Annotated in this window: 18 protein-coding genes and 3 tRNA genes; 8 read left to right on the top strand and 13 right to left on the bottom strand. The window is 59.5% G+C overall.

The genetic code is table 11. The features are described from left to right. Positions 1-109: 109 nt before the first annotated feature. The 7 genes from MWL89_RS07455 to MWL89_RS07425 form a co-directional block, all read right to left on the bottom strand. On the bottom strand, positions 110-1,312 hold the full coding sequence (locus tag MWL89_RS07455; protein WP_244412485.1) for an MFS transporter: 1,203 nt from the start codon (positions 1,310-1,312) through the stop codon (positions 110-112). A gap of 75 nt (positions 1,313-1,387) precedes the next feature. Continuing rightward, on the bottom strand, positions 1,388-2,698 hold the full coding sequence (locus MWL89_RS07450) for a trigger factor (protein ID WP_244412483.1): 1,311 nt from the start codon (positions 2,696-2,698) through the stop codon (positions 1,388-1,390). Positions 2,699-2,747: 49 nt separating this feature from the next. Further along, the gene (locus MWL89_RS07445; RefSeq protein ID WP_102378285.1) at positions 2,748-4,136 is read right to left on the bottom strand and encodes an MmgE/PrpD family protein; all 1,389 of its coding nucleotides are present in this window, start codon (positions 4,134-4,136) and stop codon (positions 2,748-2,750) included. Between the two features lie 346 nt (positions 4,137-4,482). Continuing rightward, entirely contained in the window at positions 4,483-5,991 is a 1,509-nt protein-coding gene (locus tag MWL89_RS07440; RefSeq protein ID WP_102378286.1) for an MFS transporter, read from the bottom strand. 59 nt (positions 5,992-6,050) lie between these two features. Next, positions 6,051-6,383, bottom strand: a complete 333-nt coding sequence (locus MWL89_RS07435; protein WP_102378287.1) for a 4Fe-4S dicluster domain-containing protein — start codon at positions 6,381-6,383, stop codon at positions 6,051-6,053. A 26-nt stretch (positions 6,384-6,409) separates the two neighbouring features. Then, complete coding sequence (locus tag MWL89_RS07430) at positions 6,410-8,674, bottom strand: molybdopterin dinucleotide binding domain-containing protein (protein ID WP_102378288.1); 2,265 nt, start codon at positions 8,672-8,674, stop codon at positions 6,410-6,412. Positions 8,675-8,701: 27 nt separating this feature from the next. Continuing rightward, on the bottom strand, positions 8,702-8,938 hold the full coding sequence (locus MWL89_RS07425) for a hypothetical protein (protein WP_102378289.1): 237 nt from the start codon (positions 8,936-8,938) through the stop codon (positions 8,702-8,704). A 102-nt stretch (positions 8,939-9,040) separates the two neighbouring features. On the opposite strand from MWL89_RS07425, the gene MWL89_RS07420 reads away from it, so the two are divergent. Next, positions 9,041-10,654: a helix-turn-helix transcriptional regulator gene (locus MWL89_RS07420; protein ID WP_244412482.1), complete on the top strand. Its 1,614-nt coding sequence runs from the start codon at positions 9,041-9,043 to the stop codon at positions 10,652-10,654. 53 nt (positions 10,655-10,707) lie between these two features. Here the strand turns inward: MWL89_RS07420 and MWL89_RS07415 are convergent, their stop codons facing one another. Together MWL89_RS07415 and MWL89_RS07410 are read right to left on the bottom strand one after the other, a co-directional pair. After that, positions 10,708-14,040, bottom strand: coding sequence for an ABC transporter permease (locus MWL89_RS07415; protein WP_244412480.1), 3,333 nt, complete (start codon positions 14,038-14,040; stop codon positions 10,708-10,710). A 6-nt stretch (positions 14,041-14,046) separates the two neighbouring features. Further along, entirely contained in the window at positions 14,047-14,748 is a 702-nt protein-coding gene (locus tag MWL89_RS07410; protein ID WP_244412478.1) for an ABC transporter ATP-binding protein, read from the bottom strand. 1,707 nt (positions 14,749-16,455) lie between these two features. Here MWL89_RS07410 and hdcA point away from each other — a divergent pair. The 3 genes from hdcA (at position 16,456) to trpS (ending at position 20,261) form a co-directional block, all read left to right on the top strand. Beyond that, a complete protein-coding gene (gene hdcA / locus MWL89_RS07405) occupies positions 16,456-17,409 on the top strand; it encodes a histidine decarboxylase, pyruvoyl type (protein WP_102378301.1) in 954 nt (317 codons plus the stop codon). Positions 17,410-17,428: 19 nt separating this feature from the next. Further along, positions 17,429-18,922, top strand: a complete 1,494-nt coding sequence (locus MWL89_RS07400; protein WP_102378302.1) for a basic amino acid/polyamine antiporter — start codon at positions 17,429-17,431, stop codon at positions 18,920-18,922. Positions 18,923-19,214: 292 nt separating this feature from the next. Continuing rightward, positions 19,215-20,261: a tryptophan--tRNA ligase gene (gene trpS, locus MWL89_RS07395; protein ID WP_244412476.1), complete on the top strand. Its 1,047-nt coding sequence runs from the start codon at positions 19,215-19,217 to the stop codon at positions 20,259-20,261. Positions 20,262-20,419: 158 nt separating this feature from the next. Here trpS and MWL89_RS07390 read toward each other — a convergent pair. Continuing rightward, positions 20,420-20,494 (bottom strand) — tRNA-Asn (locus MWL89_RS07390). A gap of 101 nt (positions 20,495-20,595) precedes the next feature. Further along, entirely contained in the window at positions 20,596-21,147 is a 552-nt protein-coding gene (locus MWL89_RS07385; protein ID WP_244412474.1) for a YcxB family protein, read from the bottom strand. A gap of 172 nt (positions 21,148-21,319) precedes the next feature. Between MWL89_RS07385 and MWL89_RS07380 the strand changes: the two genes are divergently transcribed. Next, complete coding sequence (locus tag MWL89_RS07380; protein ID WP_244412472.1) at positions 21,320-22,255, top strand: DUF1848 domain-containing protein; 936 nt, start codon at positions 21,320-21,322, stop codon at positions 22,253-22,255. A gap of 102 nt (positions 22,256-22,357) precedes the next feature. Here MWL89_RS07380 and MWL89_RS07375 read toward each other — a convergent pair. Beyond that, positions 22,358-22,432: transfer RNA gene (locus MWL89_RS07375), tRNA-Ile, on the bottom strand. A 157-nt stretch (positions 22,433-22,589) separates the two neighbouring features. On the opposite strand from MWL89_RS07375, the gene MWL89_RS07370 reads away from it, so the two are divergent. Then, a tRNA-Val gene (locus tag MWL89_RS07370) sits at positions 22,590-22,664 on the top strand. Positions 22,665-22,711: 47 nt separating this feature from the next. On the opposite strand, the gene MWL89_RS07365 is transcribed toward MWL89_RS07370, so the two are convergent. Next, complete coding sequence (locus MWL89_RS07365) at positions 22,712-22,993, bottom strand: hypothetical protein (protein WP_244412470.1); 282 nt, start codon at positions 22,991-22,993, stop codon at positions 22,712-22,714. A gap of 217 nt (positions 22,994-23,210) precedes the next feature. On the opposite strand from MWL89_RS07365, the gene MWL89_RS07360 reads away from it, so the two are divergent. Together MWL89_RS07360 and MWL89_RS07355 are read left to right on the top strand one after the other, a co-directional pair. After that, on the top strand, positions 23,211-23,459 hold the full coding sequence (locus MWL89_RS07360) for a hypothetical protein (RefSeq protein ID WP_244412468.1): 249 nt from the start codon (positions 23,211-23,213) through the stop codon (positions 23,457-23,459). Between the two features lie 115 nt (positions 23,460-23,574). Beyond that, complete coding sequence (locus MWL89_RS07355; RefSeq protein ID WP_180995043.1) at positions 23,575-23,739, top strand: hypothetical protein; 165 nt, start codon at positions 23,575-23,577, stop codon at positions 23,737-23,739. Positions 23,740-23,829 lie beyond the last annotated feature (90 nt).

Below are 23,829 nucleotides of genomic sequence, written 5' to 3'. Positions count from 1 at the left end.
CGCTACAATGCCTTTTATCCATGAGTGCATAGACCCTACCCCCATTATTTCGAAGATCCCCAGTGATGGTGCGATGTCCGGCTTTCGGCCCTCGCGGCTCGGGCCGGCTCTAACTTCGCCTTCTATACGCCAAGAACACGAGCAGCGACAGAAGCAGCGCCGCCGCGTTGAACGCAAAGGTCGCCGAGGCGCCGAACGTCTGCAGCACGAAGCCGCCCAGGACAGGGCCCAGTCCCATTCCGATATCCGGCCCGATGTAAAACGTGTTCGCCGCCCTTCCAAGCTTCCTCTCGTTGACCTTTCGCACCGACTCCGCCTGAAGCGCCGCGTATGCCGACGCCTGCCCCACTGCCATGCACACCGCAGCAACGCAAACAGCCAAAGCCGAGCGAATCAGCGAAAGCTGCACCATGCCTATCGCGGCAACAGCGAGCGCGGGAACGACGACGGCAGCCACTCCCTGGCGATCGCTGATCCTGCCCGCTAACGGCTTCGAAGCGAGCGTGACTATCGAATAAACGACGAAGTAGAGCGGTGCCCCCTGAACCTCGCCCCGCTCGCCCATGAAAACGAGAAACGTATTGGTCGTCCCCTGAGCGACCATCATGAGCCCCGCTACGAGCGAGTACGCGATCGCGGGCCCGTAAAACATCGTGCTCGGCCTGAAAAGCACCGCCAAGCTCATCTTCGAGCGAACGTCGGCGCCCCGAAGCAGGGGGGCATGATGCGACGAGGCGGCCGGAGCCTTGAACGTAACCGCGAGAACGAACCCCACGACAAGCAAACAGGCTGACAGGAGGTACACGACCGAGTACCCAAACGAGCCTCCCAAAGAGGAGCCTATGGCCGGGCCGAGCGCGCATGCAACGGTGTAGGCGATGCTCAACCACCCCACGCCGCTTCCCAAAGACTCCCTCGGAACCACAAGCGAAGCCATCGATATGATCAGCGTCGACTTGAACGCGAAGGCGAAACCCTGCACGGCGCACCATGCGCCGAGCATGAGCGTAGTTGTGGCGGTCGCGCAACCGAACGCGGAAACGGCAAAGAGCGCCGCTGCCGCCACAAGAAGGTTTTTCTTGCTGAACAGATCTGAAAAAGACCCGCTCAGCGGACGAACCACCACGGCAGCCGTCGCAAGAAGCCCCGCGACGAATCCGGCGGCGGCAACGGAGGCCCCAAGCGATACCGCGTAGCTCGCCGTAATGGGCCTCGTCAGATAGAGCGCCATCTGCATGACGATCTCCATCAAGAGCACGTGAACGTATTTGCGGTTCCACAGCCGTTCGGGATGCATTTCGCTCGTATCCAATCTGCTCGGTCATCCTCCGATCATCCCAGCCGTAAGCGACGGTGCCTGCATGGCTCTCTCGCGGCCGCACGGCGATCAGGCCTTCATGCGCGGCGTCGTTACCTCCGCCGTCTCGACAAGCCAGCCTATCGCCTTCATCCTCTTCGCGGCCTCCTCCACCACGCGGTGCTTGCCGCTGCTCCGCAGCGCCTCTTCATCGCAGGAATCCGACCCCAGAAGCCTCACGCATGCCGCCTCGATATCCTTATCCGAAAGCGTCATGCCCCTTCCTTCGAAAAGCGTTTCCAGGGCGAAGCCCTGGCGAAGGCTCTCCCCGGATCTGATGAGCATCTTCATGCTGAACTCCTCTTCGTTGGTTTTCTCTTCCTCGAAGTAGTCGTCCAAGGTCTTGCCCTGCATCGCCAGCTCTCGCTCGAGCTTGTCCATCTGGGCTTTGTACGAAGCCCGGTAGAAATCATCGTGAATCTCGCCTTGCAGTCGCTTTTCGAGCTCGATGTTGGCCAAGCGGGCTTTCGTGTCCTTGTTGAGTGCCCTTGCATCAAACTCCATATCCCGGCGCAGCTCTTCGAGAAACGATGCAACCGACTCGACAGGGGGAAAGGTTTCGCGCACCCACTCGTCGGTCAGCTCGGGGGTGGTTTTTCGCTGCTGGCTCAGCACGGTAACCGTCGCAACGTAGCGGTCCACATCATCGGGCGCAATGGCGCGCGGGCGCTCGACCGCGTACTCGATCGTCCGCGTCTCTCCCACGTGCATGCCGAGCATCCCCTTGATGAAGGGCGCGGGCATAGCGTGCTCGTCAACGTCGAAGAGCATGCCCTTGCCTGACAGGCGTGCGACGGTCTGATCGCCAAGCAGCGTCGTAACGTCAACCTTCACGTGATCGCCCTGCCGAATCGGACGCGGATCATCTTCAACGTATTGAGCATGCTGATCGAGGATCTCCGCAACGCAATCGGCAAGGTGCTCGTCGGTCACGATCGACTCCTCCATCTCTATCCTTACCGGATCGTAGGAGCTCAGCGTGAGTTCGGGTCGCTCGATCACGGCCAAGGCGTACGAATACGCCTCGCCGTCCTCGGGGTATTCGAGAGCATGTATCCTGGGAGTCAGGGCGGGAGCGACATCCAGCGCCCTCAAAACCTCACCCGTCACCCGTCCGATAACGAAGTCGCGGCGCAGCTCGCGAAGGTGCTCGCTAGGAAGGGAATCCGCGAGCTCCTTCTCTATTTCTGCCCACGATGCGCCGTTTTGCAGATTTCGGCTTTCGGCCAAAGCATCGTAAAACTCGCCGAGAAGAGCGTGGATGTCGTTTGCGCTCGCAGACACCTCGATCTCAACGGCACCTGCCCCGGTTGCATTCACCTCAAGTTTTTCGAAGTCCATAGCATGTCCTCACGTCAGCGATTGCCAAGCAAACAGTTCCCACCTGCAGCTACCTTGCCAACTCCATGATCCGTGACACATCATCGACCTCTTCAAGATGCTGCACGGCATCGATGATCGACTCGATCGCCTCGGCTTTCATGGCGTGCTTGGCGTATGAGGCGCAGTCTCGGAACTTGCGAGCGAGGTCAGGCCACTGCATTCGATTTCTCGGATGTCCGTACACCGCATCGACGCGGCGCTCGAAGACGCGTGCGTCATCCAGCTCGATGCGAACCTTACCCGGAAGCATGGTCTTTGACAGCGTGCTCGCAAGGCTCTCGTCGTACTCGTACGATGTCTTCGCGCACAGCTCAAGCAGCATCGGATCCTTCAGCGCCTCAACCGAGAAGTCGCCGATCTCGATCTTGCGGTACGCGATCGCCTGGGCAACGGTGAACGGAAGGCTCAGCTTCGCGCCAGGTATCGACGGCGGGTTCTTGCGCACGTCTTCGGGCTCGAGGCACCGCTTGACGTCCTCGGCGGCATAGTAAAGCGTGATGTGCGCCACTCGGGCGGGATCGATGTCGTTGTCCTCGGCTAAGCCGAGTGCGGCATCAACGTGTGAATTCGTGAAACGACAGCACGGCCACGGCTTGATGGACACGCCAGCGCCCTCGAACCTCGCGCCCAAGTCGTCGAACGCGCTTTTATCGTACACGCCACCGTAGTAGACGGAGAAGAAGCCCGCCTTGCCCTCGAACGTCTCCTTGAGACCGGGGACGCCGTTCTTCGCGAGAAGAGCAGACAAAACGCCGGTCATGTTGGGAAACATCCCGTACAGGCCGCGCAGCGCACCAGGCTCGATGACGAGCTCCTTCGATCCGCCTGCCCTGTTGTAGGCGATTCCGAGCGCGTTTTCGGTCTCTTCAGCGCTCAAGCCGAGTATCTTCGCCGATGCGGCGGTCGCCGAGAATGTGCCGAGCAGTACGGGAAGCATCCAGAGCAGCCCTTCGTTCTCCCGCGGATTCGAGACGGCGAAACCGAGGCGGCAGATGAGGTCGTTGCCGACGGTCACCGCAGCGATAAGGTCTTTGCCCGATGCCGCAACGCTCTCCCCGAGCGTCAGCGCTGCGGGAACAACCGATGCACTCGGATGGACAAACGCATCGTCGTGCGCATCGTCGTAGTCGATGCTGTGGGCAAGCGATCCGTTCGCCATAGCTGCGAGCAGCTCGTTTCCTCGCTTCTCGCAGCCGACCACCGTACAGCGCCCGGCTCCCCCCAACGTGTCAACAAGACCGACGACGCTTTCGATCCCCTCACCTGCCCCGCTTCCCGCAAGCATGCATCCCAGCGTATCGAGAACCGCCATCTTGGATGCCTCGACCGCATCGCAAGGAAGCATGTCATAGTGCGTATCAGCGATGGTGCGGGCAAAAATCGATCCCAAATCCATGGTTCAGCTCCTCTCTGTCGCCACGTCCTCGCGGCATGCTATTCGGGTGCTCCGGGTGCACTCGGCGGCTTCGGTGCACCGGGCGCCTGAGGAGCTCCTGGCGCCTTCGGTGCTCCCGGTGCTCCCGGCGCGCCCGGAGCCGATCCCACTTTCGGGGCTCCGGGCAGCTTGGCACCGCACTGATCACACGTATCGTTGCCAAAGTCGTTGTGCGCGCCGCATTGGGGGCACGTCTTGCTCATGTCGATTTCAGCTGGTCTGAAGCACATGTCGTTTACCTCTTTCTTTTCCTTTTTTCATACGGCCTCGACTGCGAAACCGTGTCGCAGTCGAGGCCCACAAGTACCTAAGCCGATGCGTCAGCCTCTTTCGACGCCTCTCGCCGTGCAAGATCCTCCGCAATCTGCTCCATCTTCTTCGGAGGCAGACGGTATCCGAAGAAGAAGGCAACGAATGCAATGGCGAAGGCGATTGCCGGTATCAGGCAGATGATGTTGATCATGCCCTGAGCAAGCTCCGGCGATGCCTCCATGCCCGACACGAACCCGATGGCGGCCAATCCGAAACCCGTCAGAGCGCCGGCTACGGCGTTGGCGATCTTCGGGCACCACTGGAATGTGGACATGATAAACGCCTTCGCAGTCTTGCCGTCGCGCCACTCACCGTATGCGATGGCGTTGGACTGCATACCCATCATTGTGCCGTTCATGAAGTTCATACCAAAGTACGCGCCGCAAATGCACACGATGAACGCCATTTCGCCCGAAGCGCCGACGAAGTAGCAGAAAACCATGGAGATGCACGAGATGGCGATGCCCGCCAAATAGGTGATGCGGATGCCGACTTTTCGCGCGATAGGCTCGGAGACGAACGTCGCGACCAAACCGGTGATGTTGGCCGCAGTGAGCATCACGGCAGCCATGGCTACATCGCCGAACGCATACGTGAACACGTACATGGCCATACTCTGAATGGTCATCTGAGCGATGAAGCGAATGATCTCGGCGAACAGGCCGATGATAGCCGGCAGGTTGGTGATCCAGTACTTGATCATCTCAACCAACCCGACCTTCTCGCCCGGGTCGATCGGGGGCACTTTCTCACCGCGCTTCTTCGCCGCTGCCCGCTCTTCGCACAGCTTCTGCGTAGGATCCATGCCATCGATGCGCTTGTACATGACGATGAACATGACGATCATGATGATGCCGAAAACCAAAGCGAGCACCGTAAAGCCCATGGGGCCCGCGTTCTGCGCATTCTCTCCGGCGGGAACACGATACACCAGCCCGTTGATGGCGAGTATAGCCGGCAGGGATATGGCCGCAAACAGCACCTTGACCAGCATATTGCCCTGAGCCTTGCGCTGCGAGAGCAGCGTGCGGTCGGCTTCGGTACGGCTGATCACCGGCACGATCGACGTGGCTGCAATCATGAAGAAGCTCGCAAAGAACCCGCCGACGATCTGGAAGAATATCATCCACGCCGTCTTCGCACCCATATCCAGGAAGCTCGGATCGACGAACGTCATAAGCAGACATACGAACGTCGCCGGAGGAGCGATGAGAAGCCAGCTTCTATACTGGCCGTGCTTGAGCCACACACGCTCGATGATAATGGCTGCGATGATGACGAAGAACCACTCGCCAACACCGGTTACCGCCTTGACCGTACCCATGACCGTCGGTTCGAGACCGCAGATCTCAGTCAGGAAGTACGACCAGTAGTTGCTATTCATCTGATTGAATGCCGTCCAGGTAAGCATGCCGAGGCCGTAGATGAGACCGAGGGCCTGCGTTACGTTGTTCCTGACAGCGTATTCAACCTTTTCCCCTAGTGAAGCTGTTGTTGTGCTCATGAAACCCCCTTTGATAAGCAATGGGCACTGTCCCGGCGCCTCCCGGCGCCGGGAGGCGCCTACTGGACCGAATACAGCACCATGCGAGGCTTGGTAACCTTCTTTGCCAGCTCCTCGATGGGGCCGAACTCCATGACAAGCGATTGGCAATGGTGCACGCAGGCAGGGACCTTCCCCGCATCGATGCGGTCCTGGCAAAGATCGCACCGTTGGGTTGGCATCGGCAGGTAGTCCCACTCCCACCTGTCCTCATCAAGCTTCCATGGGCCAATCTCGGCGAGCTTGATTCCCCATTCGCCCTCTTTGAAACCCTTTTCAACCTTGCAGGCCATCTCGCAGGAATGGCAGCCCGTGCAAAACTCGTAGTCAATCAGAAGACCGTGTTGCGTCATGGCTCATCCTCCTTTCTCAGTCGTCTTTAGTCAGCCTTGTACACTTTGCAGAGTTGCGTTTTGTACGAAGACCCGTAACCGCTCGGGCCGAAATCTCCCTGGACGGTCAGGCAGTTGATGTTGGATTCCCAAAGGCCGAACAGCGAGGGCTCTTCAGGGTCCTTTTCCGGGAACCACCAGCCGTGCTCGGCGCTCACAACGCCTTTGAGCATGGTGTCGGTCAGATGCGCACGCAGCTTGCACGAGCCATGCGAATTCTCGAGAACGGCCCAATCGCCCTCCTTGATTCCCGCCTGCTCGGCATCGGCGGGATTGATCTCGAAGATGGGATCGGGATGGAACTCACGCATCGACTTGAGCTGGCGGTGCTCCGAATGGAAGAACTCCCATGACCGACGTCCCGTGGTGAGCACCAGCGGATACTGCTCGAACAGCTCCGGGGTCGAATACGGGCTCTCGGGCGGCTCCTTGTGGTACGGAAGCGGATCCATGCCAACGTTGTTGTACATGTTGCAGAACAGCTCGACACGCCCCGAAATGGTGTTGAATCCGAGCTCTCCGTCGAAGCGGAGCTTGCCGGTGCGGAATTTGTTGTACTCGAACTTCGGGTATATGATGACCTTCTCGCGAAGCTCTTCAAGGCTGACCTCGATCGGAACCGTGGCCATGTTGTTCGTGCAGAACTCGAGCATCTCGGGAACGTCATCCCAGTAGAACAGATCGGGATTCATGCGCTTGCCCAGCTCGAGCATCATCTGCTCGTCGCCGATGGCCTCGCCGGTCTGAGTGACCTTCACGATGGAGCGCAGCGGCGTATACCAGCCGCGTACGCCATCGCGCTCGCAGCTCATGGCCATCGGGATGAACAGGTCGGCGCACGCCATGGCCGTTGGAGTCATGAACAAGTCGCATACCACAACATGGTCCATCTCCTTGTACACGTCGTATACGCGCCGCGCCTGCCCCGCCATGTTGGTGAACGCGGTGGTGCTGCACAGGAAGAGCATCTTGACCGGGTACGGCTCGCCCGTCTCGGCAGCATGGAGGATGGCTTCGGGAACCGCATGCCCGCCTTTGCCGATGGCGTTGAGCGCACCCCAGTTGCCGTCATCGCCGAGGCGATCCTTGCGGACCTCGGGCCCGAGCTGCTTCGAGACGTTTTCGCGGATATCGCTTTGGACGTAACCGAAGTCGATGGCGACGAACCCGCCGGGATTGTCGATGTTGCCGGTGAGGATCTGCACTGAGGCGATCGCCTGGGACGTGCCGTTGGCCCATTTCGTCTGGTCGACCGCAACGCCCCATTGCAGCGTCGTCACGCCGGCGTTGGCGATGAGGCGCGCTGCCTCGTATATCTTCTCTTCGGAAACCCAGCACAGCTCAGCGGCCATGGCGGGGGTGTACTCCTTTACGCGTTCCTTGAACTCGTCGAACCCGTAGCACCAGCACTCCACGAACTCGTGATCGTAGAGGTCTTCTTCGATCATGACGTTGCAGATTGCCAAAGCGAGCGCCGCATCGGAGCCTGGGCGCACCTGAAGGAACATCTTCGCATGCGCCGACAGCCAGGTGACTTGGGGGTCGACAACGAACAGCTCGCTGCCGCGCCGCATGCAGTCAATGATCCAGTGCCCGTAGAAGCCGTCCGCGTTGGCACGGACGGGGTTGTTTCCCCAGATTATGAACAGATCGGGACGACGGTACTCGGGCTCGTCGAACCGCTTTTCGTTGAGCTGCCCGCAGTCGGCGATAAACGTGGAGCCGAACAGCGCGTTCATCGCCTGCATGCGCGGCGTGTAGCAGCAGTTGCCAGCGAGAAGGCCGGCGTTGTCGTTCGGCGTGCCGAACCCGCCGTGTCCCAGCACGTTGGATTGCCAGGTAGCGTTCCTTCCCGTGCCCGCACCGGTGCAGATCGACTTCGCGCCGTACTTCTCAGTCGTATCGTTCACCATCTCTATGACAAGATCGTATGCCTCGTCCATGGTGATCTGCTCCCATTTGTCGAAGCCGCGGTCTTCCTTGGCGCGCTTCATGGGATGTATGATGCGATCAGGATGATACACCGCCTCGACCATGGCGAGACAGCGCATGCACAAGCGACCGTCGGTAACCGCCGAGTTGGGATCCCCCTCGATCTTCACCAGCTTGCCGTCCTTGTCGGTGTAGAACAAGACACTGCAGCCCTGATGACAGCCTGGCGCGGACCACTGGCAGGTGCGGGTGACGGTCAGGTCGCCCTCTTGGTACTGCCAATCCTTTTTGTATACGTTCGGATCAAAGCATTCCCTCATGCAAAACTCCTTTCAACATCGACTTCGCTATTTGACGCGCTCGCCCTTCTTTTGAGCACGCGCCCATACCCCCAGCATGATCAGGTTCTCGTCCGACACCACGTTGTCGTCGCCCACCTTGTGATACGTCATGCGAGCCTGCAGCTCTTCTGGATCGCGAAACTCGTACCTGATGTAGAGTTCGCCCTCGTACAGGTACGCCTCTTTGGTCTCCAGCAAGTCGAGAGTCGGCGCATATTTGTCCAACACCTCTTGATCTGCCATTTGAACCTCCTTACAATTAAGTCGCCCGATTAACCTGTCCGATACGTTGCCTTAGACCCCCCTTCGCGAACCACGATGCATGCACGAACCCCAATTCGAAGCATGCAAAACCGACGGGATGAGTTTTTCATTCCGGATTCTTCTGCACATCTGTTGTTGGATATGATTAGCCTGATTGAAATGCGACTCAGGATACTATCTGGGCGGAAAGGCGGGGGTATGACTCAGGGTATTAGTTTCGGGGATAACCAGATCAACGGGATGTTTTCGGAGAAAACCGCGCTTGGTATCGTGGGATTCACCCTTTTTACCGCAAGCAGCTTGACGAGCGTATACAGCCCGGTGTTCTTCACCGCCGTATCCGAATCACCGACTATCATCGGATGCTTGCGAAGCATTATGTTCGTCAGCATGGCCGCAGTGTTTTTCGTCCTGTACCGCTTCGTGAGGAAGCGGGACTCTTTCGTCAGATCGAACACCGTCAGAACGGCTTTCTTCCTGTTGCAGCTTTTGCTGCCAGCAACCGTGTTGGTCGATCGGCTGACCGGCATCGAGGTGCCTTTGGCCCTCGTCGCCCTGGCCTGGGCATTCTGGGGTATAGCAAACGGTTTTTTTGCCTGCGCGTGGGTCGACGGACAGGGAAGCATCGACGAGTCGTATATAACCAAGATAAGCTTTTGGTCGTTCGCCCTTGGCAGCTGCCTCGTAACCGGCATGTCGGCCATGACATCGCCAACCAATATCGTAGCAATGGCTGTCTCCACCATTGCATCGTTTATTTTGCTATTGCGCGCGTTTCCCCATGGCTATGCCGAATCGGACGTTCATGACGAGGAGTGGCTTATAGAGAAGAGCAAGTTCAATCGCAACGGATCATACATCATGCTCGTAGACGGCATCCTCATTGGCATAGTCGCTTGTTTCCTTTTTTACTCGATTAAACAAACAGGGCTCACGCCTGCCATATTAGGCGTCGCCCTCATCGGCACCGCCATCTTGTTCTTCATATTGCGAACGCATAGCCCCGAGCTGCTCTCGTTGGAACACAGCCAACTTGTGTTTCTTCCTATAATCGTCTGCGGACTGCTATTTATGGAGTTCACGGAAGCCCCATGGCAGCTCGTGTTCTCGCTTGTGCTGTTCATCGTGCTCTATCTCTTCGATTTCACAAACTCAGCCGTACTCTCCCTGAGGGGCAATCTTCTTTCGATTTCAGCATGCTACTGTTTTTCGAAGGGTCGCCTCTTCATCGTTGCCGGACAGGGTATCGGATGGGCGTGCGGCGCGTTTCTCACCACGGAACTCGGAATGATGGCCATGCCTGTGTTCATCATTGTTCTCATTGCATCGGTATGCCTCTACATTACCGTTGCTGCAATAAACCCGAACAAGTATCCGCTTATCATAAACACAGACAACGAACGTTTTCCCGACAAGGACACGAATCACCCACCGAAGAGCGAACCCGCTGTCATCGAACGGCCATATAAACGTAAGTGCTCGCTTGCTGCTCAAAAGTATGACCTCACGCCACGAGAGGGGGAGATATTATTTTACCTTGCCAAAGGTCACAACGCCAAATCCATTGCCGATCAGCTATTCGTTGCCGAGCGAACAATCAAGACCCACACGTATCACATCTACCAGAAAATGGGCGTTCATTCGCAGCAGGATCTCATAAACATCGTTGAAGGCGAAGCATCCCCTGCCAATTGATCAAAGAGCCGCATGGCTTCAAGGCCGCATAGCGTGCCGGTCTGCCAGACACCCTACTCGATCGACTTGAGGCTCTCCACCATGTCGATCTTCGCGAGCTTGCGGCGCATAGCAAGCGCCACGAGCACCGCGAACGCCATCGTGAGAAGAAACGCTATGACGAAGCTCATCGCATGGATCTCGCGGCCGAACATGACCTGATCGACCTCGGCGGTCACCACGACGAAGTTCTCCATGAACACACCGAACACAAGCCCCACCAAGCAGCCGATGACGGTGAGCAGCATGATCTCGCGGAAGATGTAGGCGTCCACCTCGCGCGTCGTGAAGCCGAGCACCTTGAGCGTCGCGATCTCGCGCTGCCGCTCGGTGATGTTGATGTTGGTGAGGTTGTAGAGCACCACGAACGCGAGCGCCGCCGCCGCTACCACGAGCACGACGACGATCGAGTTCACGCTGCCGAGCATCTTCTCGTACGAATCGATGGTTTCGTCGTTGTAACCCACGGTGCGAACCGATTCGATCGAAAGCAGCTCGTCGCTTAAGCTCGAACGCACCGCCGGGTCAGAGGATGCTTTGGCGAAGATGGTCGTGAACTCGGGGGCTTCCCCCGAGACGCGCTCATAGAGCTCGGGCGTCATGAACACGTACTGGCTCACGTAATTCTCCATGATACCCGTAACCGTTACGGTATAGCCCTCGTCGGTGGTGTTGCCGATCGCGTCCTGCTTGGAGAGCGTGATGGGGTCGCCCACCTGCAATCCGAGCTCGGTAGCGATCTTCTCGCTGACGAGCACCGCGTCGCCCGAAAGCTCGAGCGGCACGTGCCCCACGCGCTCGCGCATGGTGACGAACGATTGGAACGCTTCGGGATCCTCCGGCACGATCACATGGACGCTCTGGTCTTTCTCGCCGGGGGCGCTTGCCGTCATCGAGGTCGTATCGGCGTACGTGTACGCCTCGATCGCGTTCTTGTCGTCGATGGCGCTTCGCACCTTGCCCATATCGTCGTCGGTCGGATCGTCGGATAGGCCGATGGTCGTGTTGTACTGGTATATCTGCCCGAACTGCTTGGTGATGATGTCGTTGATGGCATCGGAAAGGCCGAGACCCGTCAGCAGCAGGGCCGTGCACCCGGCGATGCCGATGAGCGTCATGAAGAACCGCTTCTTGTAGCGGAAGATATTGCGGAACGTGACCTTCCACGAGAACGACATGCGCCGCCACAGAGGCCCGATGCGCTCGAGCAGGATGCGCTTGCCCGCCTTGGGCGCACGCGGGAGCATGAGCGTCGCAGGCTGCTCGCGCAGCGTTGCAACCGCAGCGGCCGCCGTGGCCGCAAGCGTCACTCCGATGCCGAGGCCCGCCGAAATGGCCGCGAACACGGGGTCGATGGGCGTCGGCGCGACGGGCACCGTATAGATGATGCCGTACGCGTTCATGATGACCGCAGGAAGGAGCTGCGAAAGCGCGAGGATTCCGACGAGGGCACCGGTGCCGCTCGCGATGCCCGCATAGGCGAGGTATTTCATCGAGATGCGAGCCCTGCTGTAGCCGAGCGCCTTGAACGTTCCGATGAGCACGCGCTCGTCTTCGACCATGCGCGTCATCGTCGTGAGAGCCACCAGCGCTGCCACGAGGAAGAAGATGAACGGGAACACCTGGGCTATCTGGTCGACACGCTGTGCATCCGACTTGAAGCTCTCGGCGCCGACGTTCTTCGTGCGGTCCATGACATAGATTTCGGGCGCCTCGATGTCGTCGATCTCCGCCTGCGCATCGTCGATCTTCTTCTCGGCATCGGCGAACTTCTCTTCGGCTTCGGCCTTCTGGCTCTCGTACTCGGCCAGGCTGTCCTCGTATTCGGCGAGGCCCTCGTCGTAGCTCCGCTTCCCGCTCTCGTAATCCTGCTGCCCCGAAGCGAGCTGCGCGCGACCCTGCTCAAGCTGAGCCCTGCCGTCCGATAGCTCGGCGGCGGCTTGGTCGAGCCGAGCCTGGGCGGCGGCGAACTGCTGCTCGGCAGTGTCCTTTGCGGCAGCCAGCTCCGATCGAGCCTGTTCGAGGGCTGGAATACCGCCCGCGAGCGCCTCCCTGAGCTTCTCGACGCTCTCTTCGAGCGCCGCCACCTGCGCGGCCAGCTCCCCGTAGCCGGGATCCGTGGGCTGCATGCCCGCAAGCTGCTGCTTCGCAGCCTCGAGCTGCGGTTCGAGCCGGGAAAGCGTCGCCTGGGCCGTATCGAGCTGCGCTTGCTGCTCGTCGATCTCCGCCTGCGCCGCATCGAACCTCCCTTGCGCTTCGGTGCGCTGGTTGGCGAGCTCGGACACCCCGGCATCGTACTCGGCCTGACCTGACGATATCCGCTGCTCGCTCGAAGCGATCGTCGCCGCCGCCCCGTCGAGCTGCGACGGCGTCGCGTCGAGCGTCTCCTTTGCGGCATCGAGTTCCTGCTTGGCGTCGTCGAGCTGCTGCTTCGCCTCGTCGAGCTGGGTCTGGGCGTCTGCGCGCTCGCGCTCGTACTCTTCCCTATTCTTGTCGAGCTCGTCTTGAGCCTCGCGCTTGACCTCGTCAAGCCTGCGCGCCTCGAGCGAGGGGGCCGCGTCCTCGATGCGCGCCAGCACGGCCGCCACCCTTTCGGCATACCCCTCGCCCGAGGCGAACTCGTCTTTTGCGCCCGCGACGGCGACGTAGGCCTCGGTGTAGGGCTGATCGGCCTTAAACGACGAGGTGGACACGTACATGTACTGCGCAAGCGCGCCGCTTCCGAGGCTCGTCGTTCCGAGACTTCCCGAGGACATGTAGTACGAAGCCCGCACGAATCCCGTAATCGTATAGGTTTTCGAAACGAGCGTATCGTCGAGATCCTGCGACCCCTCGGAAAGCTCGATCGTATCGCCGACCTTCAACGGCGTCGCCATCACGGCGTCCGCCGACACCACGCACTCGTCGGGCTCGGCAGGCCACGTTCCCTCGACGAGCAACGGCCTGTTCAGATAGTCGGAATCGTCGGACACCGCGTTCAACCCGTCCGATGTATCGCTCGCGTGCGCCGCGTCGATGTCGAGCGAGTGGATGCGCACCGTCACCTGCTCGCCGCCCATGAGCGACATGGCGTCAACCTGGTAGGCGCCCATCACGCCCCCGACGCCCTCGATCTTTTCGAGCGCGGCGATGTCGTCGTCGGCCAAGCCCATAGTCGAGAGCACCCGAATGTCGTACAGGTCGGTGCCGTCGTAGTAGGCGTCGGCTGCAAGCTCCATGTCGGGAGCCGTCATGCGCAGGCCCGCGTAGAAGCCCGCCCCGAGCGCGACGATGGCCGCGATGGCAAGGAAGCGGCCCCACGAATGCGAAATCGATCGCCAGAAATCTTTAGAGAAGGCGCTTCGCATGGACCCTTACCACTCGATCGTCTCAGCCGAAACCGGACGCTCGTTGACTTCCACTCCTGCGGCCCTGCCCTCGCGGACGTGGATCACGCGATCGGCGATGGCCGTGAAGGCCTGGTTGTGCGTGATAAGCACAACGGTGCGGCCCATGACCCGGCTCGTATCCTGCAGCAGCTTCAGGATCGCCTTGCCCGTCTGGTAGTCGAGTGCGCCGGTGGGCTCGTCGCACAAAAGGAGTTTCGGGTTCTTCGCAAGGGCGCGTGCGATGGCGACCCTCTGCTGTTCGCCGCCTGAGAGCTGCGCCGGGAAGTTGTCGAGACGATGGCCGAGGCCGACCTGTCTGAGCACGTCGGCGGCGTCGAGCGGGTCTTTGCATATCTGGGAAGCGAGCTCCACGTTCTCGAGCGCCGTGAGATTCTGCACGAGGTTGTAGAATTGGAACACGAAACCTATGTCGTAGCGGCGGTAGTACGTAAGCTCCCTCGCGTCGAACGAGCTCACCTCGCGACCGTCGAGCACGATGGTTCCCGACGTACACGAGTCCATGCCGCCGAGCATGTTCAGAAGCGTGGTTTTGCCGGCGCCCGAAGGCCCTACGACCACGACGAGCTCGCCTTCTTCGATATCGAAGGTCATACCGTCGACCGCAGCGACTTCGACCTCGCCCATCCTGTATGTCTTCCGCACATCGCGAAACTCCACGAACGCCATACTGACTCCTCCGTCGGTTTCATCCATTATAGGCGTTGTTCGGGAGCAGCAGAAAATCGGCACGGTTTCGCGATAAAGCGGGTGCCCGGCTGCGCTCAACGCTCAGCGCGGAGTCCGGAGTACGATGTACGGACAGCGCTCCGGCATCCGGTCTGAGCGCCGGGGACCGAGCGGCGGGTTGGGACCGGGTGGCGGACGGCGGGTTGCGTCGGGATCCGGACGGCGGGTTGGTTGCCGCGCTGCAGACCCCGTTTCGGTCGCCCGGTCAGCCTCCGAGTCCGAACCATTGTGCTCTGCGCAAAGAATAACGGGGCTTCGGTGCACGAATTTACGTTTTTGCGAACAAATCTCCGGCAAGCGGCCTCCGCCAAGGCTCTTGCCGAAACGATGCGCTGAAAAAGCAACCGTTTGTCCAGGTGGACACCAGGCGGCAGATCCATGGAGCTGAAAAGCGTTTCCATAGCTCGGGTAGCTTTCCCGCCCGCGCGTCGAATCTCGGCGGTTGGCCGCCATCGGAAGGGCGTTTTCCGGCAAAACCCCGGCCGGGGACGCGGTTTACGGGCGGGGCGGGCCTCGGTTCCGCGTTGGAGGCTCGGTTTCGGCGGGGTTTGCGGTTGCGGCCTCTTCCGCAGCCAGTTTTCCGGCCATCCCCCGACCGGTCTCGCACCGTACCCCCCCGGCCGACTAATGCACGCTTTTGTCAAGCATTTTGCGCCTTTCCAAGCGGTTTTGCTTGACAAAAGCGTGCATTAGTATCGTAAAGCGAAAGCCCGCCGCTTCTCTCGGCGACGCTGGCCGGCTCCTCACCCGAGAGCGGCTCACCAATCGGGACGTCGGATAGCTTTGCGATATCGTGCGATGAAAACGGCCGGGTTCGCCGGCCGCGCGTTTGGCCGCTTAAAGGAGGTCCGGGCGACGGCTCCGTTTCCCTGCCGCGGACCCGGGGATCCGCGGCACGGCCGGGACTCCGGAGCGCTGCATGTCGATGGCGGTTTAGCGGCGGAGTCTGCATGTCGCAGAAAAGCCAAGCGATCGCGACCCGACTGCAACATAAAAGCATCGCTTCCCAATCACCTGGCGAGAGCAGGTTCGGTGCGAGCCGCAAGAACAGCATCTGCATGATGCACGAGATCGAGAAAGGAATGGCAATGACCCGTTGCGCTTTGCTGATCGATCGAAAAAGCGCAGCGGACGCCATCCGTACGAAACGGCCTGCCAGATGAATCCCGCATTGCCGATCGAGCAATGCGGCGCATAACCCGAACAACAGCATCGGCGCCTTGAAGCCCGCTATGCTGCGGCGGGGCTCGGCCGTATCGAGCCCCCTGCATTAACGTACTAGCACAACAAAACGCATAATCGCAGTTCGAGTGTACATTCAGATAAGCGGAGCCGGCCTTTTCGCAGTCACGATTTCCGTTTCGTCGTTACCTATCCTGCCCGCTTATAGCACAAACTAGGTACCATATTATAGAAGGTGACGGGACAGTTTCAAAGGGAGCACGATACGTTTTCGATCGCCCGATACGGGTACCGCGACGCAATTTCAGGTCGTAGTATCGGGCCAAGGTTAACCGAGCAAGCAAACGCTCAGCCCACCGGAATCGCCGAAGCAGCAGGGCCTTGACGGAAGGCGGCGGACCGAACGCTTGCAGCGAAGCGCTCCGAACCGAATCTGTAAAGCGTCACGAACGAAAGGAACCACCCATGAGTCTCGAAGAGAGAAGGAACCGCGCCCTCGCGCTGTCCCAGCACAAGCACGAGCATATGCGTGCCCCCCACATCGACAAGACCGCCATCAGCCCCTACGACGATTACTGCGACGGCTACGGCATGCCCGGCGCCTACGGCAACGGCTACGTGTCGATCCTGAAGGTCTCGGCGGGCACCGTCGAGAAGACCGACGACGGGCTCATCGACCGCATCGTCACCTACGACAAGGCAGAAGCGGCCGATGCCTACATCGGGCAGATCAACATGCTCACCGCCTCGTCCTTCTGCGGCATGGCCGGCCAGGTTTGGGGCTACGACCTCGCCCGCCATGACGATATCACGTCGGGCAAGAGCCAGCCGCTGTTCTCCGTGAAGCAGTTCGATGGCTCCGAACTCAAGGTGTTCGACGCCCAACCGCTGCTCGATGCCGGCAAGGAGCTCTTCGGCACCGAGGAGAACCGCCGCTACCACCTCATCCCCGGCGCTCACACCATCTGCGCGAACAAGGGCATCACGGCATACCGCCCGAAGTCGGGCGAGCTTCAGGACGGCGAGGCGTACGGCGTGTGGTCCTTCATCGCCATATCCCTTTCCGCCGACCGCGACTTTTCGGCAGACCTGTTCATCGAGGATGCGGGCGTATGGACCGAAAACGATAACGAAGAGGACATGATCGCATTCCTCGAAGACCATCGCAAGGAGATCGTCTGGTCCGTCGTCGAGTGCGGACGCGACTCCAACGTGCTGTTCGACCGCACCTACGTCGGCTTCGCCTACCGTATGATGAAACCCGGCGAGATCGGCAACGCCATCACCGTCGGCCCCTACGTCACGCTCGCGCGCAACGCGGTTCCCGCAGACGGCTTCACATCGCTCAACGACATCAACCTGACCGAATGGCTGAAGGAAATGAACTTCCAACCCCTTACCGATATCGCGCAAGGGTAATTGAGACAGGACTGGAATCATGGCAGACAAATCATCTTCCGGTTCCAGCGGAGCACCGACCCAAGACAGCACCAAGAAAGTAGGCCTCATCGGCCTGGTCGGCATCGTCATCAGCGCCATGATCGGCGGAGGCATCTACAACCTTCCGCAGAACATGGCGCAGGATGCCTCCGCGGGAGCCATCATCATCGCCTGGCTGGTGACAGGCGTCGGAATCTGGTTCATCGCGAACACGTTCCGCATCCTTTCGGCAGCGCGCCCCGAGCTGACCAACGGCCTGTATGCGTATGCGGAGAAGGGATTCGGCAAGCTCGTCGGGTTCTTCGTCGCGTACGGGTACTGGATCTGCAACTGCTTCGCACTCGTTGCGTACTCGGTGCTCATCATGGCCACCCTGAACTACTTCATTCCCGACTTCGCCGGAGGCAACAACATACCTTCCATCATCGGCGGGTCCATCATCACGTGGATCATGTACTTCCTTGCGCTGCGCGGTGCAAAGCAGACGAGCTTCTTGAACATCATCGGCACCATCGGCAAACTGGTACCCGTGATCATCTTCATTCTGGCCGTTGCGACCATCTTCAAGTTCTCGGTCTTCATGGACAACTTCTGGGGCATGAAAGACGGCGTTGCCCTCACGCTCGATTGGGCCAACGTCATGCCGCAGGTGCAGTCGACCATGCTCGTGACGCTGTGGCTGTTCCTCGGCATCGAAGGCGCAGTCGTGGTGTCGGGCAGGGCGAAGTCGCAGACCGCCGTGCGCAAGGCGACCATGATCGGCTTCTTGGTCACGCTCGGGCTGTACGTGATCGTCTCCCTGCTGCCTTTGGGCGTCGATTCGCAGGAGGCCGTCGGCAAGATGGCCGATCCCTCGATGGCCGCCATCATGCTCCAGTCGTTCGGCAGCTGGGGCGAGATCATGGTGAACGCCGGCGTCATCATCTCGGTTTTGAGCTCGTGGCTCGTCTGGATGCTCATGCTCGGCGAGATGCCGTTCGCGGCAGCGAAAGACGGCATCTTCCCCACGGCATTCGAGAAGGAGAACAAGAAGAGCGCACCGTCGACATCGCTTCTGTGGACGACCATCGTCATCCAGGTGGTACTCGTCGCATCGTACTTCATCGGCAGCAACGCCTGGACGACCATGATCAGCATCACGAGCGTCATGGCGCTGCCGTGCTATCTGTTCTGCACGCTGTTCCTCTTCAAGATCGCCCTCAAGAAGGACAGCTACCCCACGGGCATCTTCGCGAGCCGCACGAGCGCCATCGTCACGGGCGTGATCGGATCGGTCTACGGGCTCTGGCTCATCTACGCGGCGGGCCTGAACTACCTCATGGTGGCCTGCATCGTGTACGCCGTCGGCATCCCGCTCTACATCGCGGGGGTCAAACAGCACGACGCGAAGGCGAAGCTGTTCACCAATAAAGAAAAGATCATCGTTGCGGTGGTGATCGCGCTCGGCATCGCCGGTGCCGTGTACTCGGTCTTGCAGTTCGGTCATTTTTAGAAGCCTGTATCCCACACGGCAAACCGCACCCCAGGCGCCTCGCATCCATCATGCGAGGCGCATTTTTCATCCAAGCAGCCCCGCGGCGCGCGCAGCGCGGCGCCGCTAAGACCCGCGTGAGCACCAGGGCGCACGGCGCATGCGCCAAAGGGACATGCAGCCCGTATGCGTATGCAACGGTCGGGCGCAATCAGGGCGCGAGGCGCATAAAGCTCTTCGGCGCGCACGCGAAAAACGCTATACTGGTGTGATCGTATTCGCATATCCGTACGACCACGAAAGAGAAACCGCTATGAGCATCGACAGTTACGAGGCGAGCCGCAAGCGCTCCGACGAGATTCGCGCCGACCTTCCCGAACATCCCGAGAAGTACACCATGTTGACGGGCGATCGGCCGACGGGGCGATTGCACCTCGGCCATTATTTCGGCACGATCCGCGAACGCGTGGCGCTCCAGAACCTCGGTGTGGCAACTCGCATCATCATCGCCGACTACCAGGTGATCACCGATCGCGATTCGACCGAAAACATTGCCGACAACGTACGCAACATGGTTATCGACTATCTCGCCTGCGGCATCGATCCCGAGAAGACCATCATCTTCACGCACTCGTCCGTTCCCGCCTTAAACCAGCTCATGCTTCCGTTCCTTTCGCTCGTAACCGAGGCCGAGCTTCTACGCAATCCCACGGTTAAGGCGGAAATGGAGGCCTCGGGCCACACGCTTACAGGCCTTTTGCTCACCTATCCCGTGCACCAGGCGTGCGACATCCTGTTCTGCAAGGGCAACATCGTACCCGTCGGCAAAGACCAGATGCCCCATATCGAGCAGACCCGCCAGATCGCACGACGTTTCAACGAGCGCTACGGCCACGTGTTTCCCGAACCCGACGGCCTGCTGAACAACTCGCCCGCCATCCCGGGCCTCGACGGCCGCAAGATGTCGAAGAGCTACGGCAACGCCATTTCGCTTTCCTCCACCGACGAGGAGACGGCGAAGCTCATCAAGAAATCCCAAACCGATGCGGATCGCACCATCACGTTCGACCCGGAAGCGCGCCCCGGCGTATCGGCACTGCTGACCACCGCGGCGCTGTGCACGGGCCGCACCGAAGAGGAGATCGCCGCCGAGATCGGCGATGGCGGATCGGGCACGCTGAAGAAGTACGTCACCGAAAGCGTGAACGGCTACCTCGCCCCCATCCGCGCCCGCCGGCAAAAGCTCGCTCAGGATATGGGCTATATCGAAGAAGTGCTGCACGAGGGCAATCGCCGCGCAAACGAAATCGCCGACGCTACGCTCGACGAAGTGCGAGCGACGATGGGCATGGTGTATTAGCATCCCGCCTCAGAAGCTCTGTCCGCGCATCGGGGCATCCGAGAGGAGCCCCTATGCGCGTTTTCAGCCGGATTGCCGACGGCGAAGCCCGCGTAGGTCCTTCGCTTCTTGATCCGAAAACAATTCGAACCCCGAAAGGGGTTCGAACGAATCAACTATGGCTCCCCGGGTAGGATTCGAACCTACAACCCTCCGGTTAACAGCCGGATGCTCTGCCGTTGAGCTACCGAGGAATGGGCTGCGCTTCATGCGCAAGTGGAAATTATACCGCAACCCGGATGTTTGGCAATACCGAATTTTAAACCGTTCGAATACTTTTTGACATGCGGTTACCTCAAACCGCCGATCCCTTCGTCAAACGCTCGATAGTGGCAAGCTCCTCGGAAGAAAACGCCTCCTTCTTCACGATCAATGCTCCCTGTTTTTTGCACGTCATGACGAACAGGTGCTCCGTTTGATCGGTTCTCTCGACATCTTCGTAGAAAACGACAAGCTCGCCGTTTTCGCCTCCCGCCTCGACCCGATCGCCGAAGAACGTCACCTCGTGCTCCACCGCACCGCCGCGGGGTCGCGCTCGCTTGAATGCGACGTATCCGAAAACGATCGGAACGATGAAGCGCATCGCAAGCAGCACGGCGGCCACGCCTGCCGCTTCCATCATGATATCGTGATTGGCGATATGGAAAAACGCATCGAACGGCAAGAGGACGGCGCAAATAAACATCAGGAGCAGCGCAACGGGAAGGGCAAGCGTATTGAGCACCTTGAGATGCGTTCCGCCAAGCCACTCGCGATAGTCGCCCATCGTAAGCGTCACGTTGCTTCGAGCTACCGCATCCACAGGTGCGTCCACATCCTTTTCGCCGTATGCCGTTTCGCTGTTCATATATCCCCACCACGCTACCGCCGCCATATGGATGCCCGATGGACATCGGCAGCCTTTCATCGTTTCGTTGGAGAACGGGTGCACAACCTTCAGAATGTTTAAGGTTTTACTACGAACATTTGTTTGCTATACTGAATGATGCGATAACGGATGAAGGGAGCCTGAAAACATCATGATCGTCAGCGCGTCGCGTCGCACCGACATACCTCGATTCCATATGGACTGGCTTCTCAACCGCCTTTCGGAAGGCTACGCTCTCGTCCGAAACCCCATGAACCGCTCAAGCGTTTCCCGTGTGCCCCTTACTCCGGAAGCCATCGACTGCATTGCGTTTTGGACGAAGAATCCCGAACCCATGCTCGAGCGCCTCGACGAGCTTTCCCCGTACCCCTATTACGTGCAGTTCACGCTGAATGCATACGGGGCCGATATCGAAGGGGCGCTGCCACCGAAAGCCGATCTCATTCGGACTTTCCAAGAACTCTCCGCCGCCGTCGGGCCCCATCGCATGGTATGGCGCTACAGCCCCATCCTCATAAGCAAGCGCTATACGATTTCCCACCATCTTCACTATTTTGAAACGTTCGCCAAGCGGCTCGAAGGCTTCACCTCGCAATGTCGCATCAGCTTCCTCGACGTGTACCCGAAGATAGAACGCCTTATGGGCAGACGGGGACTGCAATGCGTAGCACCCGAGAAGGAAACCTTTCTTGCGAAATCGCTTAGCGCCATCGCGGTCTCTCGCGGAATCGAATGCGGCGGCTGCGGCTCGATGGATCTCGAAGCGGCGGGCATGAAGCGCGTAGGCTGCATCGACGCCTCGTTCGTAGAACGGGCAACCGGCCTCAACGTCGCCGAAACGGGTACGGAGAGCTCGCGCGAGGGATGCTACTGCATACCGAGCGTCGACATCGGCGCGTACGACACCTGCGCGAACGGTTGCGTGTACTGCTATGCGAACGGCGGCGGCGAACGCAACGCCCCGAGGAGGTTCGACGCGTACGACCCCTTATCCGAAATGCTGTGCGACCGTACCGAACCGGGCGATGTCATCGCCGACAGGAAGGCAACGAGCTTGCTCGTTGCGCAGACAAGGCTCGTGCTGTAAAGGACGCAAGGGACGCCGCGCAACCCTACAGCGAAGACGGTGAATGCTGCGGATCGTGAAAAACGAAACTCCCTAACGAGGGAGTTTCATCTGAATTTAGAATGGTGGGCCCAGCAGGATTCGAACCTGCAACCAAAGGATTATGAGTCCTCTGCTCCACCGTTGAGCTATAGGCCCGCGGGTTTCGCGCATGCTTTCTCGCGCGAGTCAGTATTCTATCGCAAGTCCGTCTATACCGTAAGCCCCGAATATCAGATTCTCACTTGCGCTCGGACGACATGACCGCTAAAATACTTCGAGCACGCGGAAAGCACGGCTTTTCGAATGCGCGTTCGGTCGCTTGGCTCAGCGGGAGAGCATCGCCTTCACACGGCGGGGGTCACAGGTTCAAATCCTGTAGCGACCACCATAAACAACAGGCCATCGGCTCCCGGTGGCCTGATTTGTTTCATGACGCTATTTCGGATGCCCGAGCGCTTCCGTCCGCCGATCCTCTAAAATCCTCTCGGCCTCTTCGCAGAGCGCAACCGTGCTCGCACGCACATGCTCGGCAGAAAGCAGCAGCACGTTGAGCGTGCCTTCGATGTACATTTCCGGATCGCTCAGCTCGGAGCAAACGGCCATGCGCGTACATTCGATCGCACGAGCCAAATCGCCGGCGGAGTTTGCCGCAATCCTTAAATTGTCGATGAATTCGATGGATACCGTAACCGAGCCACCACAAAAAAGACCTCCCACGATACAGTCACCCTCCTAGAGCCATCGCTCCGAATCGGCGGTGAGCACCCCTTGACTGGCAAGGCTGCGTGGATACCCGTCTTCATGTCCCTTCCTCTGCGTAGGTTCACTATATGCCCATTAGAAACTATGCACAATATATGGTAGGTCAATTCATCATATACACACAATACATACTAGGCGTATGGTATCATATTGAGGCAAAGGGGGTCGTTCGATGAAAGCACAGGACGCACTGCGCGTGGCAATCAGCTCGTCTGGCAAAAGTCAGGCGGGCATCAGCAAGAGCATCGGCAAAACGCGCAACTACGTAAACGCACTGGTCACTCAGGCCGATAACACCGGCGGCACGCTCGAGTGCGGCACCGTGGCGGGCATCGCAAGCGCCTGCGATTACGCGCTCGTCCTCGTTCCCAAAGGGTCGGAACCGCCCGATTCCCTCGTCATCGACCCGCCCGAGAAATAGAGGCGGCTGCAGCCGACACCGTCTTGTTGGGCATTCGTTTCCGTACCTCATCCAGCGCCAAAGGTTTCCTCCTAGAATATTCGTTGACAGAGAACATCAACGAATGGAGGATCCCATGTCCGATATCATGAACAAGATCAAAGACACCGCTAACGATGCGAAAAACGCCGTTAAGGATGCCGCCCACGACGCCGGCAACGCGGCAAAAGACGCTGCACACGATGCGAGGAATGCCGCCGAAGACGCAAAGACCGATCTTGAGAGCAGCATGGGCAAATAGGCGTGCGGGTTCGCCGAGGTCGCGGCATCCGCCAACGAAACCGCACCCGAGCACAACCGCATAATCGACTGCGAAGGCCGGCGAGGGACT

The organism is Raoultibacter timonensis (assembly GCF_022845715.1).
Classification (GTDB): Bacteria; Actinomycetota; Coriobacteriia; order Coriobacteriales; family Eggerthellaceae; genus Raoultibacter; species Raoultibacter timonensis.
The sequence above is the reverse complement of the archived record's forward strand: the minus strand, read 5'-3'. Positions and strand labels throughout refer to the sequence as shown.

Bases quoted from the DNA above. Each gene is read 5' to 3' on its own strand.
- MWL89_RS07450 (WP_244412483.1), bottom strand. From the start codon at position 2,698: ATGGACTTCGAAAAACTTGAGGTGAATGCAACCGGGGCAGGTGCCGTT.
- MWL89_RS07445 (WP_102378285.1), bottom strand. From the start codon at position 4,136: ATGGATTTGGGATCGATTTTTGCCCGCACCATCGCTGATACGCACTAT.
- MWL89_RS07440 (WP_102378286.1), bottom strand. From the start codon at position 5,991: ATGAGCACAACAACAGCTTCACTAGGGGAAAAGGTTGAATACGCTGTC.
- MWL89_RS07435 (WP_102378287.1), bottom strand. From the start codon at position 6,383: ATGACGCAACACGGTCTTCTGATTGACTACGAGTTTTGCACGGGCTGC.
- MWL89_RS07430 (WP_102378288.1), bottom strand. From the start codon at position 8,674: ATGAGGGAATGCTTTGATCCGAACGTATACAAAAAGGATTGGCAGTAC.
- MWL89_RS07425 (WP_102378289.1), bottom strand. From the start codon at position 8,938: ATGGCAGATCAAGAGGTGTTGGACAAATATGCGCCGACTCTCGACTTG.
- MWL89_RS07420 (WP_244412482.1), top strand. From the start codon at position 9,041: ATGCAAAACCGACGGGATGAGTTTTTCATTCCGGATTCTTCTGCACAT.
- MWL89_RS07415 (WP_244412480.1), bottom strand. From the start codon at position 14,040: ATGCGAAGCGCCTTCTCTAAAGATTTCTGGCGATCGATTTCGCATTCG.
- MWL89_RS07410 (WP_244412478.1), bottom strand. From the start codon at position 14,748: ATGGCGTTCGTGGAGTTTCGCGATGTGCGGAAGACATACAGGATGGGC.
- hdcA (WP_102378301.1), top strand. From the start codon at position 16,456: ATGAGTCTCGAAGAGAGAAGGAACCGCGCCCTCGCGCTGTCCCAGCAC.
- MWL89_RS07400 (WP_102378302.1), top strand. From the start codon at position 17,429: ATGGCAGACAAATCATCTTCCGGTTCCAGCGGAGCACCGACCCAAGAC.
- trpS (WP_244412476.1), top strand. From the start codon at position 19,215: ATGAGCATCGACAGTTACGAGGCGAGCCGCAAGCGCTCCGACGAGATT.
- MWL89_RS07385 (WP_244412474.1), bottom strand. From the start codon at position 21,147: ATGAACAGCGAAACGGCATACGGCGAAAAGGATGTGGACGCACCTGTG.
- MWL89_RS07380 (WP_244412472.1), top strand. From the start codon at position 21,320: ATGATCGTCAGCGCGTCGCGTCGCACCGACATACCTCGATTCCATATG.
- MWL89_RS07360 (WP_244412468.1), top strand. From the start codon at position 23,211: ATGAAAGCACAGGACGCACTGCGCGTGGCAATCAGCTCGTCTGGCAAA.
- MWL89_RS07355 (WP_180995043.1), top strand. From the start codon at position 23,575: ATGTCCGATATCATGAACAAGATCAAAGACACCGCTAACGATGCGAAA.